Raw genomic sequence first — 16,314 nt, forward strand, 5'->3', positions numbered from 1 at the left:
CGCGCACTGTGACTAACCACCGTGAAAGGATCGCATAACTTTGAGCGCCTCTGGATACTTGGCAGCTTCCATTCCACAAAGAACGGCAATGGCGGGTTCCCTTGTCGCGCTTCCCGTCCTGGCCATCGAACAGGCGGGCAATGTTGCGATGGGCGGTGTTCTTGTTGCTGCCTTCCTGGGACCCAGCGTCATTGCCGCTCCAGTGGCAGGGGCCGCTTTGGACATGGCACGCCGGCCAGCCGTCCCCGTCGCAGCCTCGGGGCTGCTGACTGCCACAGCGTTCGCTGTGGCAGCCATGTTCAGTCGTGAGCTGCCTTTGATGGTAGTCGTAGGCATGGCCATCGCTGGGGCGGTTTCGCCCTTCTATATGGGAGGGATGTCCAGCTTTGCCTGGGATGTCATTCCCGATAAGCGACGTGCCTTCGCCTATGACGCGCTTTCGTATAACGTCGCTGCAGTGGCTGGCCCAGCGCTGGTTGCCCTCCTCGCGGCGTTCCTCAGTGCACAGACGGCTCTCTTCACATTGGCTGCGATTGCTTTGGCCGGGACCATGTGCGTGGGCGTGCTCAAAGCGCGCCGCGGCAATCGTACGGCAACTCCGGCGATGGCGGTCATTAAGGCAGGGCTACAACGGACCTTCGCCCACCGCCCCTTGGCGGTGGTCACCCTTTCCTCGACGCTGACCCAGGTGGGGCAGGGAGGGTTGGCCATAGCCCTTGTTGCGCTGTCTGTTGACCGCAGCGGATCTCCGCAGGAGGGTGCTGGCCTCGTCACTGCCTTCACGCTTGGGAGCCTGGCAGGCGCGCTTGTGGAAACCATTCGGCCAAGCCGCGCGAAGCCGCACCGCACCATGGCCGCCGGCTTTGTCGCAACAGGGGTTTTCACGATACTGGCGGCCTTGGACATGGGCCAGGTCTGGGCAGTCGTCACCATCGCTCTTTCCGGAGTCTTCACGGCCTCAACAACAACAGCCATGCTTTTGTTGCGTGACCGGCACAGCGGACATGGCCTCAAGTCCCAAGTATTCTCGGTCAGCGCAGGCCTTCGTACCAGCGCGTCAGCGGGAGGCGCGATCCTTACCACCTCGGTCGGTGGATGGGGAAGCGCACTTTCGCTCGCATCACTCGGAATGATCTGGATTATCTCGGCGACTGTCCTCATCGCCTACCCCGCGTCAAAGGCTCCCTAGTAGAGAAGACGTGACCGCCGCATACTGAAGCCGCTCGGCGACGACCTTCGATGCCTGCAGACAACCGACCGCACGCGACCGGAGCCGGAATGCCCGGGAATTCCCCGTTGGCAGCTGGCCTTAAGTGGCGCCGAAAGCCACCTGGAACGGGAAAATCCAACGGACGCGAGAAAGGGCACTGGATGGAATCCAGTGCCCTTTCTCGCGTTGAGACTTTACGCGTCAGAGTTCGTTGGGAGCTCCGGGCTGTCCAACGGCGGGGTCCAGTCCGTACTTTTCGAGGATCTTTTTGATGGTGCCGTTTTCGCGTAGCTTGGTGATGTCCTCATCCAGTGCCTTGCCGAGTTCCTGGTTGTCCAGGCTCGAAGGCAGCATGACCTGGCCAACCGCAGCAAACTCGGGAACCTTGGGATTCGGGGTCACGTCCACCACAGTCGCTCCATCGATGGGGGCGTCCTTGAAGCGGCCCTTGGCGGAGGCCGCAGAAGCCACGATGCCGTCGATGCGGCCTGCCTTCAGATCGCCATAGATGGATTCGTCATCCTGGTAAACCTTGAACTTGTCGCCGAGCCACTGCTGCAGGCTGTTGTTGTAGAGGTTGCCGGCCACCGAGCCGATGATCTTTCCTTCCAGCTTGTCGCTGGTCAGACCGGTCTTGGAAATGATCGCTTGCGGGTCATTCCAGAGCGGGGTGCTCAAGTAGACGATCTTCTTGCGTTCCTTGGTGCGCAGCCAGCTACCGGATCCGATGTCCACGCGCTTGGACTGCACGGAGGGGATCACGGCTCCCGCGCCGCCCGAGGTGCTGACGGTGACCTTCAGGCATTCGAGCTTGGCGATCTCGCCAATGAGGTCACCCTCGAGACCGGTGACGGTGTCGCCCTCAACCTTCGTCGCGGGGTAGTAGTCGTAACTGGCAACGGTCAGTTCACCCTGCGTAACGGTCTTCAGGTCCTTGTGGGCCGGGGTGCAGTCGCCTGAGCCGGCGGAGGCGTCGCCGCTGCCTCCGCAGGCTGCGAGGGAGATGGCGACCAGGCCGGCGGCGGTGCCGGCCGAAAGTACGCGCACGAGGGAACGGGTTGTTCGCGACATGGTGACTCTTTCTTCTATCTCTTTGATGGGGTTGAACCCCGATTGATGGGAACGGAGGTGGTGGTTTTGGTGCGGTTTGGTTCTCGGTCTGTGGGAACCGATCCCTTGGAAGCGACCTTTACGGAGCAGGCCTGGTGTGTGTTGGTGGTGTTAGTTGCGTTGGAGGTGGCGGCCGAGGCGGTTTTCGAGGAGTTTGACGGCGCCGAGGAAGACGAGGGTCAGGGATCCGTAGATGATGGCGGTGAGGGTGTAGACGGAGAGGTATTCGAAGGTGATGGAGCCGATTTCGAAGGCTTTGGACATGAGTTCGGGGACGGCGATGACGAAGGCGAGGGCGGAGCCCTGGAAGACGAGGACGGCGAGGCCGGCCAGGGGTGGGGTGGAGATGCGGAGGGCTTGGGGGAGGATGATGAGCCGGAATCCGGTCCAGCCCCGCAGGCCGGTGGTGAGGGCTGCTTCTTTTTGGCCCAGGGGTACGGAGGCGATGCCTGCGCGGAAGTATTCGGAGGCGTAGGCGCCGGTGTTCCAGGTCAGGGCGATGATGGCGGTGGTCAGGGAGGTGAGGGTGATTCCGGCGTCGGGGAGGCTGAAGTAGAGCAGGTAGAGCAGGACCAGGGCGGGCAGGCCGCGGCCGACTTCGACGAAGAGGAAGCTGATCCATTGCAGGGGTTTGAGTTTGGCTTCGGCCATGACGGCGAGCAGGAGTCCGAAGGGGAAGCCGAAGAGCAGGGACAGGCCGGTGAGTTGGAGGCTGACTCCGAGTCCTGGGGTGAGGTTGGGTATCCAGGAGAGCCATTGGGTGATCAGGTCCATCACGCTACTCCGATCTTTCTGCGCAGTTTCAGGTCAACGCGGCGGGCGATGAGCGCGACGGCGAGGCTGATGATGATGTACAGGGCGCCGGCGACGACGAAGGAGAGCAGTCCTTCGTGGGTTTGCTTGGCTGATTGTTGGGCGTAATAGGTGATCTCGCGGACGCCGATGGTGGAGGCCAGGGCGGAGTCTTTGAGCAGGCCGATGCCGTAGGTCGCGATCGCGGGCAGGGCGACGCGGAACGCTTGGGGGGTGATGACGTGCGCGACGGTGGTGACGCTGCTCATGCCCAGGGCGTGGGCGGCTTCGCGCTGGCCGTCCGGGATGGACAGGAGCCCGGAGCGGTAGATTTCGGCCATGAACGCTGAGGCGATGATGGAGAACCCGATGATCGCGGCTTGGATGGTGGATAACCGGAGGGCGTATTGGGGGAGGCCGAAGTAGATCAGGAACAGCCATGTGATCGGGGGGATGACCCGGACGATGTTGATGTACAGGGATGCAATGGTGCGGATGATCCCGATGGGGGAGCGGGCCGCGCCGACCAGGACGAGGCCGATGAGTCCGCCGAAGAGGAGGGAAACGCCGGTGACGTAGAGGGTTTGGCCGACGCCTTGGGCGATGGAGGCCAGGAGTTGGGTGATCATGGTTACCGGTCCAGGACGGCTTTGAGGAATTGTCGGGTGCGTTCGTTCTGCGGGGCGGACATGACTTGTTCGCTGGGCCCGATTTCGAGGACCCCGCCGTTGCCCATGACCATGATCCGGTCCGAGACGTCGCGGGCGAAGTGCATTTCGTGGGTGACCACCAGCATGGTCATGCCTTCATCAGCCAGATCCCGCATGACGGCGAGGACTTCGAGGCCGATTTCGGGGTCAAGGGCCGAGGTCGGCTCGTCGAAGAGCATGACTTTTGGGGACAGGGCCAGGGCGCGGGCGATCGCGATGCGCTGCTGCTGCCCGCCCGAGAGCCGGGCCGGGTACGCGGAGGCCTTGTCCGGCAAACCCACACGCTTGAGGAGTTTGTTCGCGACTTCTTCGGCCTGGTCCTTGGAGGAACCCAACACCTTCCGTTGCGGGAGGGTGATGTTTTCCATCACGGTCAGGTGCGGGAAGAGGTTGAAGCTTTGGAACACCATGCCCGTGACCCGGCGCAAGTGATCCAGGCTGGCCTTGTCAGGCAGCCTCGCCCCGCCAGCGACCACCTTCGCGCCGCCGATCGCGATGGTGCCCTCGGACGGGGTCTCAAGGTAGTTCAAGCACCGCAGGAACGTGGACTTACCCGCACCGGAAGGCCCGATGATCGAAACCACCTCACCCTCGGCCATGGACAGGTCCACGTCCTTCAGCACCTGGATGACCCCGTACTTCTTACCCAGCCCGGCCACCTCGACCTCGCCAGTGAGAGCCGTAGGGGGAGCTTTCGTGCCAAAACTTAAGCCCATTTTTGGTTCCTTCAAATAGGCGGGACAGTTAGTCCCTGACGACGTTCGATTGAGAGTGTGGGCTCCGTCGGAGCTCCGAGAGATTGAAGAAGTGCAGCTGACTTGTAGCCCGCCCCACGTTCCTTGTGCTGTACGTCACTCTACTGAGAAGGGAGTGTGTTGTCTAGATATGTGATCACACATCACCAAAGAAATTTTCTGACGAAGAGGCTGGAGGCCTGTTGGGCGGCCAGTGCAGTCTGGACGGAGGCTACTCGAGGTGGCCGGTTCGACGCCGCCAGCCAACCTTTTCCGGGCAAGGCGCGGCAGGACACCTGCAAGCCGTGGAGGCGCACGACGCGGATCAAATTTGCCACGCGGCGGCTAAAGATCTTCAACTGGCTCGGGCGCGGATTCGTCATGCAATGCGGCAGGTGGCCAACCGCCTTGTCAGGACCGGCTTCTAGGATAACTATTGCTTGGCCTTGGAATGCAAGCGTGCCCCATGGGACGACAACGAGTTGGTTAGAACAAGCAGATCGGCAGTGCAAGAGGATTTCAAGGTGGGCTGCCACGCCACGGTCCATGATTGATTGTGGCTTACCCACGCGGTGAAGCACCCGGCCGCCCGCGCACCGGATAGGTCTGCCTCCACATGATCGCCGACCCTGCAGGGAGTCTCCTAACCCGGCCGGCCAGCGATTCGACCAGCCAGCAATGGGGTAGCAAGGACAGGAAAAGAGGAGGGCGGCACGGAAGTGTCGCCCTCTCCTCAGATTGTGCGGGACTGTCGGCGAAACCGGATCGGTGAGGCCACAGACTTGATCATTTGTCGCGTCCAAAGCGGATCGCGCCGTGTCGTGAACTAGAACACGATTCTTCCGTAGTAATCAGCACTGGTGCCACACAAGTTCCATGGGACAACCGGAAGTTGGTGCGCCTGGGCCGCCACAGTCGTCGTGGTGTCCCTTAGGCAACACCAAGACGCGAACATTTGAGTGCGGGAGGCTGGAGTATGAGAGTGGATCGACGGGCGTTGATCAGGGGTGGCGGACTTGCCTTGGCTGCCGGTGTGGTCGCGGCACAACCTGCTGCGGCAGCTACGGCCGTGACGAAGAGTGCCAAACGCACGTATTACGCATCGGACTTCGGCATTTTGCCCAAGGCCTACATGCCGACACACCAAGTAGGGGACAGGAAGTACAGCCGGGGTAAGCTCGGTGAGCCCAATGTGCAGGCGGTTGGTAGTGCTCCAGGCACGGCGGCCATAGATCAATCGGATGAGATCAACGCATTTCTGTCCCAAATTTCAAGTCTCGGTGGGGGCATTGCCATTTTTGAAGGTGATGCGAGCCAGCTCACTGGCTATGGCGTGAAAAAGCCGATTGTCATGCTCCCCGATGTAGCCATTTGGGGACTTGGTTGGAATAAGACAACCTTCTTTCTTCTGGACGGCGCCAATTGTTCGGTCTTTGTCAACAGTCCCGGGCAGTCAAGCAACTACCAGGCTCTCCGCGACCTAAGGATCAACGGAAACCGTTGGGGTCAGGACTTTGGCGTCCTGGATTACGCGACGCCGGGTGCCGCCATTGGTGATCTCACCAAGCACCCCGCAGATGCCAACAACTGGCAATTCAACTCCCACGGCATCCTCATGGTGCCTGACTACAAGAATCCGCTGGCCACCGCCGGTGGCGATACGTACGCCCACTTTGAAAATATCTATGTAGTCAACCCGTACGGCAGTGCAGCGATGACCAGCAAGATCGGCGGTGAGATCCGGTTTCGCAATATTGTGTCGCAGGGGGCAGGAGGAAACGGATTCCAGGCCGGTTTCGACACCTTTCTTAGTGATGTCACAGTAGCTGTCTCCGAGCATCATGGTTTCCTCCAGGCGAATGGCTCCACGCGGTTCAGCAACACCAAGGCGTTTTGGTGTGGTCAGGTGTTCGAGCGTTGGCAAGTTGGAGGTGGTTCGATAAACACCCGTCGGGCCTCGGCCGGGTACAAGATTGTGGGTGGCACCTGCGAGTTTGCGTCTTCGGAGGCGCAAAACTGCGGGGGAGAGGGATTCCTGTTCGTGGATGCAGAGAGCGTCAATGGACAAATCTCGGCTTTTGCCAATAACATGCTGGCCGACAGCGACACGAGGTCCAATCCGGCAAAACTTCCCGGAATTCCGTACGACTACGTCAACGATGCTGTCTGGACCAACAAAGCGTCCAAGCCAGCTCCTACGCCCGAGAATTATCCTGGCGTCCGTCTGAACGGTAAGAGCAGGTACAACAATCTGGTGATCACTTCGCGTACTGCCGGCTTGCAGGGAAGCGGTCCGCTGGGCCAGCAGGCGTATGCCCTGGGACTTGACGCAGCCAATGGCACGGTGAAGAACAATATCTCTGTCACACATTCGGATGGATATGACGGCAAGAGAATCAAAGGAATCCTCACATCCGTATTAAACGGTGATATAGGGGAAACCATCCAGGCCCGCGATGTTCATTCAGCGATTGTCAACAACTGGATTGTTGCCGACGGAAAAGCAATGAGCGACGCCGTTCGCCAAGCCCCGGACGACCTATTTACCATCGATGTACCGGGAACCTACATCGCCATGGGCTCAGGCGACATGCAAGGGACGGTTGCCAACACCAAATATAGGAACCATCCGTTCGCTGGTGGGATGGTCAGGATTATTTGCAGTGAATTCAACGGGCATCTTGCCATGGAAGCCATCAGGCTTGATGAGGCCGTGGCACCGTTCACCAGCATCAAGTTCGTTACGGACGCGAATTGGCAGGCGTGGACGAAGCGCAGCCGTGCGTGATTTTGGCTGAGCACTTAACTGCGGGGTGCAGGGCTATGCGCCTCAAAGGAGACGCATAGCCCTGTCTATGGACCGGCACCCTACTGCTGTGCGTCAGTGCCCGTTGCCCCCGGAGTGATTGCTATCTCGAACAGTGCTTGGCGTAGTTCGCGGTAGCGTTCGGCACCCAGTGCCTGTGCCCAGCGTTCTTCGGTGGCGGCGATGATGTGCAGTGAGACGTCAACGGCGGCATGGCCCTGCTGGGTCAGGGTCACTATTTTCGCGCGCTTGTCCGCCGGATCACCGGCGAAGCTGACGTAGCCCTCGCGTTCCAAGTAGTTCATGAATTGGCCAATTCCAGCCTTGGTGATGGTGGCGCGCTCGGCCAACTCGGTGAGGCGGATTCCTTCACCCGGGATCAACGACATCACCCGGTAGTGGGAGGGCCGCAGCCCGGGGATGGACCGGGCCTGGATCGCTGATCTCAAGTTCCCAAAGGCGCCACCCAGAAGCGCCGCAATGTGCGGCAAGGAATCCGCGGGGGCTGAACCATTGACGTCGGTCATAAACCAACTTTACCATCTAGTTAGTAAAGCTGGTTTACTGTTGCTGGTCGGCTCGACCACAGCCACTAGTCGGAGGGACGAACCCATGAAGGCCGCCGTACTCAACAACATGGACGCACTCGGCCCCGCAGCCCTCGACCCAGGTGCGCTGGCGGGCATCGCAGCCGCCGCCTTGGATGCGCCGTCGGTGGAATTGCTGTCGGCCAGCGCTTCGGAGATCACTTTCCCGATGTTCAACATGACCACCGGGGGCCTTTGGCGGGTTGATGGAACTGCCCGGATCGGATCCGCTGAAGACTCCGCCCCTTTCAGCGTGGTGGTGAAGCTTGTTCAATCCCCGCTGCTGTGGGGCGGCATCGAGCAGGTCCCACCGCAGATGCGCCGCGACATGGTGCGCCACTACCCATGGCGCACCGAGGCAGAGGTGTACGCCTCGGATCTGGCCGACGCCATGCCTGCAGGCGGCCGGCTCCCCAAGGTCTACAGCATCCAGGACACGGACGAACAGCGGACCGCGATGTGGATGGAGGACGTCACCGAAAGCCCGGGCGCGGTATGGGACGACGACAGATTCCGTGACGCGGCCACCCTGCTCGGCAGGCTCGCCGGAAGCACAGCAGTCAAGGACCGTGGCCCGGCCCTTCGCGTGGAAAAGGACGCGGACAGGATGCGCTTTTTCCTCAAAGGAGTCGGCGCGATGCTCCTCATACCCGGTATTCAAGGAGATGACCTTTGGAGGATCCCCGCCGTGGCCGAAGCCGCGGATCCGCACTTGATTGCCGGGCTTCGCTCGCTCACCCTCCGGGCGGCCGGGCTCATGGAGGAGATGATTGCGCTTCCGGCGCTGCCCGCACACGGAGACGCCAGCCCACAAAACCTCCTGATCGAGAGGACAGACGGCGCGTCCACAGAGTTCGCGGTCATCGACTGGGGCCTGTACGGAGGAGCCTGTGCCGGATTTGACCTTGGCCAGTTGCTGGCCGGTCTGGTCAACCAAGGCACCATGAGCGGGGAAGAGCTCTATCGACTGGAACCCTTGTGCCTTAAGGCCTACTGCGAGGGCCTGGCCGACGCCGGCGTCGAGACCCCCGAAGCCGAAGTGCGTCGAGGCCACGCGGCATCCATGGCCCTCTTCACAGGACTCACGGCAGTAGCTACCCAGCGCCTGGCCGAACCCGACTCCGACGAACTCCGCACCCTGGTCGCCGGACGCGTGCACATGGCCCGCTTCGTACTCGACCTGCTGGCGTCCACGGACTGAACCGGCAGAGGCCCTTCAGGGAAGTTGTTCCGATGTTAACGAGGACGACGGCGGGAGTTGCCCTCCCGCCGTCGTCCGCGTTATCGCTTCCCGCCTCGCATAAGCCCGGCGGCAATCAGCCTTCGAGCCTTGAATGCTCGCCCAGGCGGTGCCATGAACGGTTGTGGTAGACCAGGGCGTCGCCGGGTTCGCCCGCTTGGACGTCACGCAGCACGCGGGACTCCAGGGCGTGAACGGCCAGGATGGTGGAGGTCCCCACCTCCATGCGATCGATGACGGCGCAGCGCACCCAGGCGCGGACATCGTCATACACCGCTTCGCCGGTCGGAAGGGCCGACCAGCGGTGAGTCTGGTCAAAGCGATCGGCGCCGGGAGTGGCCCCAAACTTGGCCAGGTCGACGTCGTGCGCATCCAGCAGGTGCACGACGACGGTTTCGGCGCGCGAAAGCACCTTGGACGACGAGGACAGTGCCGAGACCGAGAAAATCAGCAACGGAGGTTCCGCACTCACTGACACCACCGACGATACCGTCAGCGCCACCGGCCCTTCGCCCGCATCCGCCGTGACGACGGCGACACCTCCCGGGTGGCCCCTGAACAGTGCCTTGAATTCGTCGGCCGAGAGGGAGGACGGGAAGCTTTGCTTCGGATCCGCAAGCCACGTGTCTGTGGGGTAGGCGTGAAACATCGTTACGACACCGTGGGGGCGGAACGGGCGAGTTCCTCGCGAATGATGTTAGTCCCGGCACTGAGAGCACTCAGCTTGGCCAGCGCGACGTCCCGGGGGAACGGTGCCATGCCGCAGTTGGAGCTGGGGATGAGCTTGTCCGCATCCACGAACTGCAGTGCCTTGCGGAGGGTGTCGGCCACCTCCTCCGGGGTCTCGACGGTCTCGCTTGCGACGTCGATTGCCCCGAGCATGACTTTCTTGCCCCGGAGGAGCTCGATGAGGTCCATGGGCACATGGGAGTTCTGGGATTCCAGCGAGATGATGTCGATGCTGGAACTCTGCAGCAACGGGAACGTTTCCTCGTACTGCCGCCACTGTGAGCCGAGCGTCGCCTTCCAGTCATTGTTCGCCTTGATCCCGTAGCCGTAACAGATATGTACAGCGGTCTCAGCGCGCAGTCCTTCTGCGGCTCTCTCAAGCGCAGCCACACCCCAGTCCTTGACCTCATCGAGGAAGACATTGAACGCGGGCTCGTCGAACTGGATGATGTCCACGCCGGCGGCCTCGAGTTCTTTAGCCTCCTGGTTCAGGATCGCGGCGAACTCCCAGGCCAGCTTCTCGCGGCTCTTGTAGTGGTCATCGAAGAGCGTGTCCACCATCGTCATTGGACCGGGAAGGGTCCATTTGATCGGCCGGTCGGTGGCTGCGCGGAGGAACTTTGCGTCTTCCACGAATACCGGGCGTTCGCGGCGCACCGGCCCGACGACGGTCGGCACGCTGGCGTCGTAGCGGTCGCGGATGCGCACGGTCTTGCGCTGTTCAAAGTCGACCCCGCTGAGATGCTCGATGAAGGTCGTCACGAAGTGCTGGCGGGTTTGCTCGCCGTCGCTGACAATGTTGATTCCGCGGCGGCTCTGCTCGTGGAGCGCGATGCGCAGCGCATCCTGCTTGCCCTCGAGCAGGGCATCTCCCTCCAGCTTCCACGGGGACCAAAGAGTCTCCGGCTGTGCGAGCCACGATGGTTTCGGCAGGCTTCCGACAACGGTGGTAGGCAAAAGTGTGTTCATGATTGACGATTCTCCGTGAGTCAGTTGACGAGAGCGGGGTAGTTGGCGGTCCACTGGTCCAGCAGGTCCTTGTGGGGCGTGATGAAGTGCTCCTCCGTGTACTTCGCCTGCTTGACCGCCAGCTGACTGCGCTCGACGCGGTCGTAGGCGATCTGCGTCCGCGAGTAGTCCTGCTCTCCCAGGCTGGGCTGATAGACGACGGCGGCGGCGGAGTTCGCGTTGTAAACCTCCGGGCGGTAGATCTTCTGGAATGTCTCCATGGTGCTGATCGTGCCGATCAGTTGCAGGTTGGAGTAGTCATTGAGCAGGTCGCCGCGGAAATAGAAGGCGAGGGGAGCCACGCTGCCGCGTGGCATAAAGTAGCGCACCTGCAGTCCCATTTTTGCGAAGTACGCGTCCGTGAGTGAGAACTCGTCCTGCTGGTACTCGACGCCCAGGACCGGGTGACGGTTCTCCGTTCGACGGTACGTCTTGCTCGTTGAGACGCTGATGCACACCACCGGGGGCTGCGGGAAGCGTTCCTGGCAGGCCGGGGAATCGAGGAATTGCTGGAACAGTTTGCCGTGAAGATCGCCGAAGTTCCCGGGAACGGTGGGCTTGCCCGCTTCTGCTGTTGCCGCCGGCAGTACCACGCTGAAGTCGAAGTCGCGGACGTAGGAGGAGAAGTTGTTCCCGACAATCCCTTGGTGACGGACACCGTTCAGCTGGTCGACGATCTGGATGTCGAGAACCTCGAACAGGGGGAACTGCTGATCCGTACCTTCCGCCGTGAACTGTATCTGCACGGAAACGATCTCAAGCTCGAGCGTGTAGCGGTCCCGGTCCGGGTTGTCCCAGTCTGCGAGATCGTTGAAGCGGCGGCGGATCATGGTCAAGGCGTTGCGGAGGTTCTCCTGGCGGTGCTCGCCCCGTGCGAGGTTGGCGAAGTTCGTCGTGATCCGGGAGCCTTCCGACGGGGTGTAGTCCTCGTCGAACCGGGTCGTGGTGATATTGAAGCTGAAATCGTCTGCCATTTGCTGCCAATCCGTTGATGATGGGCCGGAGACGGCCTTTCAGAAGGGGACGTATCCATGGTGCAGCCTTTCGAGGGGTATCAGGTAACTCGTGGTTGCTATGCATTCATATAGAATTTGCCTATGGCCCAGATTTCGAGCGGATTGACCCTGCAGCAACTCCGCTACTTCATAGAGGTTGCAGCGGAGGGGTCGATCTCTGCGGCTGCCGATCTGCTCTACGTAGCGCAGCCGACAATGTCCGCAGCGATGAAGGACCTCGAGACCCGGGTAGGCCGTGCTCTCCTTGTTCGTTCCGCCCGCGGGGTCACCCTCACCGAGGACGGGGCAGAGTTCCTCGGCTATGCAAGGCAGGTGGTCGAGCAGTTCGCCCTCCTCGAGCAGCGCTACCTCGGCAGGCCACCGACGCGACGTCTGCTCGGGGTGTCAACGCAGCACTACTCGTTCGCGGTGGACGCGTTCGTCCGGATGGTCAAGGCCTCTGAGGTGGCCGAATACGAGTTCTCGCTCCGTGAGTCCCGCACCTGGGACATCATCGAGGATGTCCGTACGCTCCGCAGCGAGGTAGGCATCCTCTACCGGAACGATTTCAACCGGAAGGTCATCGACAAGCTGCTCCGGGAATCCGGGCTCGCGTTCACACCGCTTTTCCTCGCAGATCCACACATTTTCATTTCACGGAAGAACCCGCTCGCCGCAAAAGAGCGAGCGACACTCGACGATCTCGCCGGCTTGCCGCGGCTGACCTTCGACCAAGGTGCGAACAACTCTTTTTATTTCGCCGAGGAGATTCTCTCCACCCTGTCCAGTAAACAGGAGATCCGGGTCTCTGACCGTGCCACGATCTTCAACCTCATGATCGGGCTGCACGGCTATACGATCTCGACGGGCATCATCAGCGGGCAGCTGGACCCGGAGATCGTCGCCATCCCGCTCGACGTTGACGAACGCATCGAGATCGGCTGGATCGGTCACGCCGCGATTCCGCTGACCGACCAAGCGCAGCGCTACCTTGGGGAATTGCGGGCCGTCGTAGCTGAGTTTGGCGTAGCGCTACTCGACTGACTGAAATCTCAGCGGACGGTGTCAGTTTGGCCGCCACCTGCGGAGGCCGCTGAGCAGTTGACCGAGGTTTCAGCCTGCCCCTCCGGGACCTGCCCATGAGCCGAAATCACCGTGGATCCCTTTGCCGCGTTCGTCGTCGTCCTTGCCGCATCGACGGCACCGCCGGTACACCGTTCCATCGTCGGCGTGTTCGACGTGCCATTCGTGCCGGATGTTCAGTTTGCAGAGCAAAGCCTGGATCATGGCCGCCTCCGGTTCACAGCATGGACTCCGTACATCCCATGATGGCCTCCCTGAAGATTCATGGAAAGTGATTGCTACTGTTCCGAAGCGCACGCGCGATCCGTGTTTAGGGGACCCGTGTCTGGAACCATCATCTGGCCGGTTTGGCTGCCGGGCAGGGACGATCGCGGTAGGGGGCGTGGCGTGGCAGACGGGGTGGAGTTACCCCGCCTTGCCAGGGCCGTCTACGACCACAGGTCCACGGTTTCACCGGATGAGGATCAGCGCAGCGTAGCGGCGATCCGACCGTCGACCAGGACTGCCGCTACTTCCGTCAGGTCAGGCGTCTCCGAGGCGGGGACGCCGACCGCGACGGTCCTGTAAGCAACAGCCGCCGAAGCAGCAGGAGCTGCGTCATCCACCGAGGACAACGACTCCAGGGTCACTACACCCACAACTTCGCGCGGGTGGACGGTTCCAAAGCTATCGCCACGGTCCAGCACCAGGAACGCCGGCTCGCTTGGCCCCAGCGACCGGGTGTGAAGTTCGACGGCGGCCTCCGCCGCTGTCAGGCCGTTCGCCAGGAGATGAACTCCGGCAGGCGCACCGGTGAGGAGCGAGCGGATGGTTCCGTCCGGCGTCGTCGGTTCCAGGAAGCCGAGCGAGGTGAGCCACGCGTCGTCGAAATAGGTGGAGAGGTAGTTCCTGCCCGAGTCGGGGATGACCGCAACGATGGTGTGGCTTTCATCCAAGGTGGCTGCAAGTTCCAGAGCCGCCGCCAAGGCTGTGCCTCCCGTGGCGCCAATGAGCAGCCCTTCCTCGAGTGCTGCACGGCGGGCGGTGAAGATGGCGTCGCGATCGCTGATGCTGAAGTACTTGTCCACCAAGGTGGTGTCGAACGCTTCAGGCCAGATGTCCTCCGCGGAGGCCGGGTGAAGGGGGTGACCGGCACCTTCGGTGTATTTGAGTGAGCCGTTGCCGCCACCGTAGCGGGAGTGCTCAGGGTCTGCCGCAATGACCTGGACCAGGCCGTCGCTGGCTTCCTTCAAGTAGCGGCCGGTGCCGCTGATGGTCCCTCCGGTTCCGACGCTCGCAACGAAATGCGTCACCGCACCCTCAGTGTCTTTCCATATTTCAGGTCCTGTGCCGGCAAAGTGCGCGTCGGGGTTGGCCGGGTTGTCGTACTGGAGTGCCAGCCAGGCACCCGGGGTTGAGGCTGCAAAGGCCGCCGCTCGGTTCGCCAGATGGTCCGGGTGTGAGCGCGGCACGAAGTCGGCCACCAGGTGCACTTCTGCCCCGAAAGCCCGGAGCAGCCGGACCTTTTCCGCTGCAGTGGCAGCGGGAGCGAAGATCACCGAACGGTAGCCCAGTTGTGCCGCCACCAGGCTCAGCCCGATCCCGGTATTACCGCTGGTTCCTTCAACCACCGTCCCGCCAGCCTTTAAGAGTCCGGCCTGTTCAGCTGCGCGGATCATGGACAGTGCAGCGCGGTCCTTGACGCTGCCACCAATGTTCTGGAACTCCAGCTTCGCGTAAATGCGTGGCCGGACGCCCGCGCCGAGCTTCTTCAAACGGAGCAGGGGAGTGCCACCGATGGCATCGAGGACTGATTCGTAGACGGTCATGCCGCCCACGCTAGGAGGCAGGAAAACCGCGCGCCAAAAAGCGTTGAGCAACACGTCAGGCGTCGCTACATGCGGCTCAACGCGACGCAACGCATCGTCACGCGGGGTACAGGCCGGAGTGGAAAATGACGAATTTGGCAGTCCGTTGACGCGGTGTTTCCCGCGTTGACGCCCCGCGTCAGGGCGTTTGTACATTCCTTGGAGGTGCTCCTAGATTCAGTTCCAGGTCAAGAGTCAGCGCGCCAAGGACCGGCTCGCGCTGCGGCAACCCTCAGGCATTAGGTGGCGGGGTGCTCCGGAAACAGACCTGGCCGCGTTTGCGGCAAGTGAATGTCGACCGGCCGCGCGGCGGCCTCTGAAAAGAGAGAACATGCCTACAAATTCTGTACCCGAATTCCGTTCACGCGTTGTTGGGCTGGAGCTCGACGGCGATGGAGCCCACCCGGCTGCGTGGCGAAAGGCGCTCCACGATCCGCAGGCGCTGTTGGGGGGCTTACGGATCCGTGAGACTGTCCAGGCCGCCGATATCGCGGGATTTCACCTTGCCACGTTCAAGGACACCCGGGCCGTGGATGCCGGCAGCACAGGAATCCCAACGCGTATCGACGCCATTCAGCGCGCCGCGTTCGCAGCGCCCCTCACGGGCTCCCTGGGCCTGGTTCCGGAAGCAGGAACGCTCTTCACTGAGCCATTCCACGTCGCAACCCAGCTCGCCAGCCTGGACTACTCCTCCCAGGGCAGGGCCGGTTGGTTGGTGAACGCCGCGAACCTGCTGGAGGAAGCCCGCTCCGTGGGCCGCACGCCGCTGGCAGAGAACGAGGTCGCGGCCGAGGCAGCCGATGTGGTCCAAGCCAGCCGCAGGCTCTGGGATTCCTGGGAAGATGACGCCGTGCTCCGGGACGTGTCCACGGGCCGCTACCTCGACCGGGACAAGATCCACTACGCCGACTTCGAAGGAGCGCGTTTCTCCGTGAAGGGACCGTCCATCATCCCCCGCCCCTTGCAGGGACAGTTGGTGGTATTTGCCCCCGCAGGTCTCATTCCGGCCGTCGAGGCAGACGTTGCCTTGGTATCCGCAGCGTCCGTTGAGGCCCTTCCGACGGCGGCCCACGCGGCAGCGGCGGCTGGTGCCCAGCGGACGCTCGTGGAGTTGGACGTCATCCTGGATGCCCGTGGACAGACGGCCGCCGAGCGCCTGGCCGAATTGGACTCCCACGAGGAATGGCAGGGCGGAGCCCGCTACGCCGGAAGCGCCGAAGGCCTGGTGGAAGTGCTCACCACACTGTTCGCAGCGGCAGACGGCGTTCGCCTCAAGCCTGCTGTCCTGGACATCGATCTTCCCGAACTGGCCTACAAGGTGCTCCCCGCGCTGCACAAGACCGGGTTGGTGACGCCACCCAAACCGGGCGCGACGCTGCGGGAAACGTTCCATCTTCCCCGCCCGGCCAACCGCTACGCCGCGGCCTGACCGACGCCCACGCATCACAGAAACCACAAGAGAG

General features: G+C 62.1%; 15 protein-coding genes and 1 riboswitch. Of the genes, 5 read left to right on the forward strand and 10 right to left on the reverse strand.

Features of this window, described 5'->3' with window-relative positions; all coding sequences use genetic code 11:
• Window positions 1–88: 88 nt before the first annotated feature.
• Window positions 89–1,189, forward strand: a complete 1,101-nt coding sequence (locus tag ACIPY3_RS18705; protein ID WP_400336537.1) for an MFS transporter — start codon at window positions 89–91, stop codon at window positions 1,187–1,189.
• A 222-nt stretch (window positions 1,190–1,411) separates the two neighbouring features.
• On the opposite strand, the gene ACIPY3_RS18710 is transcribed toward ACIPY3_RS18705, so the two are convergent.
• From ACIPY3_RS18710 to ACIPY3_RS18725, 4 genes are all read right to left on the reverse strand, one after another.
• Complete coding sequence (locus ACIPY3_RS18710) at window positions 1,412–2,281, reverse strand: substrate-binding periplasmic protein (protein WP_400336538.1); 870 nt, start codon at window positions 2,279–2,281, stop codon at window positions 1,412–1,414.
• Window positions 2,282–2,431: 150 nt separating this feature from the next.
• The gene (locus ACIPY3_RS18715; protein WP_400333490.1) at window positions 2,432–3,094 is read right to left on the reverse strand and encodes an amino acid ABC transporter permease; all 663 of its coding nucleotides are present in this window, start codon (window positions 3,092–3,094) and stop codon (window positions 2,432–2,434) included.
• On the reverse strand, window positions 3,094–3,741 hold the full coding sequence (locus ACIPY3_RS18720; RefSeq protein ID WP_400336539.1) for an amino acid ABC transporter permease: 648 nt from the start codon (window positions 3,739–3,741) through the stop codon (window positions 3,094–3,096). Before ACIPY3_RS18720 ends, ACIPY3_RS18715 begins: the two co-directional genes overlap by 1 nt.
• A gap of 2 nt (window positions 3,742–3,743) precedes the next feature.
• Window positions 3,744–4,538 (reverse strand): amino acid ABC transporter ATP-binding protein, encoded by a 795-nt coding sequence (locus ACIPY3_RS18725; protein ID WP_400336540.1) that lies wholly within the window; start codon window positions 4,536–4,538, stop codon window positions 3,744–3,746.
• A gap of 994 nt (window positions 4,539–5,532) precedes the next feature.
• Here ACIPY3_RS18725 and ACIPY3_RS18730 point away from each other — a divergent pair.
• The gene (locus ACIPY3_RS18730; protein WP_400336541.1) at window positions 5,533–7,344 is read left to right on the forward strand and encodes a hypothetical protein; all 1,812 of its coding nucleotides are present in this window, start codon (window positions 5,533–5,535) and stop codon (window positions 7,342–7,344) included.
• Between the two features lie 80 nt (window positions 7,345–7,424).
• On the opposite strand, the gene ACIPY3_RS18735 is transcribed toward ACIPY3_RS18730, so the two are convergent.
• Window positions 7,425–7,889: a MarR family winged helix-turn-helix transcriptional regulator gene (locus tag ACIPY3_RS18735; RefSeq protein WP_400336542.1), complete on the reverse strand. Its 465-nt coding sequence runs from the start codon at window positions 7,887–7,889 to the stop codon at window positions 7,425–7,427.
• A gap of 85 nt (window positions 7,890–7,974) precedes the next feature.
• On the opposite strand from ACIPY3_RS18735, the gene ACIPY3_RS18740 reads away from it, so the two are divergent.
• Window positions 7,975–9,150, forward strand: coding sequence for a phosphotransferase (locus ACIPY3_RS18740; protein WP_400336543.1), 1,176 nt, complete (start codon window positions 7,975–7,977; stop codon window positions 9,148–9,150).
• Between the two features lie 115 nt (window positions 9,151–9,265).
• Here the strand turns inward: ACIPY3_RS18740 and ACIPY3_RS18745 are convergent, their stop codons facing one another.
• Genes ACIPY3_RS18745 through ACIPY3_RS18755 form a run of 3 tightly spaced genes read right to left on the reverse strand, consistent with a single transcriptional unit; the run spans window position 9,266 to window position 11,900 of the window.
• The gene (locus tag ACIPY3_RS18745; protein ID WP_400336544.1) at window positions 9,266–9,838 is read right to left on the reverse strand and encodes a flavin reductase family protein; all 573 of its coding nucleotides are present in this window, start codon (window positions 9,836–9,838) and stop codon (window positions 9,266–9,268) included.
• 2 nt (window positions 9,839–9,840) lie between these two features.
• Window positions 9,841–10,887, reverse strand: a complete 1,047-nt coding sequence (locus tag ACIPY3_RS18750) for a methionine synthase (protein ID WP_400336545.1) — start codon at window positions 10,885–10,887, stop codon at window positions 9,841–9,843.
• 20 nt (window positions 10,888–10,907) lie between these two features.
• On the reverse strand, window positions 10,908–11,900 hold the full coding sequence (locus ACIPY3_RS18755) for a DUF1852 domain-containing protein (protein WP_400336546.1): 993 nt from the start codon (window positions 11,898–11,900) through the stop codon (window positions 10,908–10,910).
• Between the two features lie 123 nt (window positions 11,901–12,023).
• Here ACIPY3_RS18755 and ACIPY3_RS18760 point away from each other — a divergent pair, with 123 nt between their 5' ends.
• Window positions 12,024–12,965: a LysR family transcriptional regulator gene (locus ACIPY3_RS18760; protein ID WP_400336547.1), complete on the forward strand. Its 942-nt coding sequence runs from the start codon at window positions 12,024–12,026 to the stop codon at window positions 12,963–12,965.
• 69 nt (window positions 12,966–13,034) lie between these two features.
• Here the strand turns inward: ACIPY3_RS18760 and ACIPY3_RS18765 are convergent, their stop codons facing one another.
• Both ACIPY3_RS18765 and ACIPY3_RS18770 read right to left on the reverse strand, forming a co-directional pair.
• Window positions 13,035–13,208, reverse strand: a complete 174-nt coding sequence (locus tag ACIPY3_RS18765) for a hypothetical protein (RefSeq protein WP_400336548.1) — start codon at window positions 13,206–13,208, stop codon at window positions 13,035–13,037.
• A 260-nt stretch (window positions 13,209–13,468) separates the two neighbouring features.
• Window positions 13,469–14,812: a PLP-dependent cysteine synthase family protein gene (locus ACIPY3_RS18770; protein ID WP_400336549.1), complete on the reverse strand. Its 1,344-nt coding sequence runs from the start codon at window positions 14,810–14,812 to the stop codon at window positions 13,469–13,471.
• 225 nt (window positions 14,813–15,037) lie between these two features.
• Window positions 15,038–15,147: riboswitch (SAM riboswitch) on the forward strand.
• A 35-nt stretch (window positions 15,148–15,182) separates the two neighbouring features.
• Here ACIPY3_RS18770 and ACIPY3_RS18775 point away from each other — a divergent pair.
• Entirely contained in the window at window positions 15,183–16,280 is a 1,098-nt protein-coding gene (locus ACIPY3_RS18775) for an LLM class flavin-dependent oxidoreductase (RefSeq protein WP_400336550.1), read from the forward strand.
• The last annotated feature ends 34 nt before the right edge of the window (window positions 16,281–16,314 follow it).

The sequence above is a fragment of the Paenarthrobacter sp. NPDC089714 genome, assembly GCF_044748905.1.
Lineage (GTDB): Bacteria > Actinomycetota > Actinomycetes > Actinomycetales > Micrococcaceae > Arthrobacter.

Coding starts and splice junctions, on each gene's coding strand:
- ACIPY3_RS18705 (WP_400336537.1), top strand. CDS start 89: ATGGCGGGTTCCCTTGTCGCGCTTCCCGTCCTGGCCATCGAACAGGCG.
- ACIPY3_RS18710 (WP_400336538.1), bottom strand. CDS start 2,281: ATGTCGCGAACAACCCGTTCCCTCGTGCGCGTACTTTCGGCCGGCACC.
- ACIPY3_RS18715 (WP_400333490.1), bottom strand. CDS start 3,094: ATGGACCTGATCACCCAATGGCTCTCCTGGATACCCAACCTCACCCCA.
- ACIPY3_RS18720 (WP_400336539.1), bottom strand. CDS start 3,741: ATGATCACCCAACTCCTGGCCTCCATCGCCCAAGGCGTCGGCCAAACC.
- ACIPY3_RS18725 (WP_400336540.1), bottom strand. CDS start 4,538: ATGGGCTTAAGTTTTGGCACGAAAGCTCCCCCTACGGCTCTCACTGGC.
- ACIPY3_RS18730 (WP_400336541.1), top strand. CDS start 5,533: ATGAGAGTGGATCGACGGGCGTTGATCAGGGGTGGCGGACTTGCCTTG.
- ACIPY3_RS18735 (WP_400336542.1), bottom strand. CDS start 7,889: ATGACCGACGTCAATGGTTCAGCCCCCGCGGATTCCTTGCCGCACATT.
- ACIPY3_RS18740 (WP_400336543.1), top strand. CDS start 7,975: ATGAAGGCCGCCGTACTCAACAACATGGACGCACTCGGCCCCGCAGCC.
- ACIPY3_RS18745 (WP_400336544.1), bottom strand. CDS start 9,838: ATGTTTCACGCCTACCCCACAGACACGTGGCTTGCGGATCCGAAGCAA.
- ACIPY3_RS18750 (WP_400336545.1), bottom strand. CDS start 10,887: ATGAACACACTTTTGCCTACCACCGTTGTCGGAAGCCTGCCGAAACCA.
- ACIPY3_RS18755 (WP_400336546.1), bottom strand. CDS start 11,900: ATGGCAGACGATTTCAGCTTCAATATCACCACGACCCGGTTCGACGAG.
- ACIPY3_RS18760 (WP_400336547.1), top strand. CDS start 12,024: ATGGCCCAGATTTCGAGCGGATTGACCCTGCAGCAACTCCGCTACTTC.
- ACIPY3_RS18765 (WP_400336548.1), bottom strand. CDS start 13,208: ATGATCCAGGCTTTGCTCTGCAAACTGAACATCCGGCACGAATGGCAC.
- ACIPY3_RS18770 (WP_400336549.1), bottom strand. CDS start 14,812: ATGACCGTCTACGAATCAGTCCTCGATGCCATCGGTGGCACTCCCCTG.
- ACIPY3_RS18775 (WP_400336550.1), top strand. CDS start 15,183: ATGCCTACAAATTCTGTACCCGAATTCCGTTCACGCGTTGTTGGGCTG.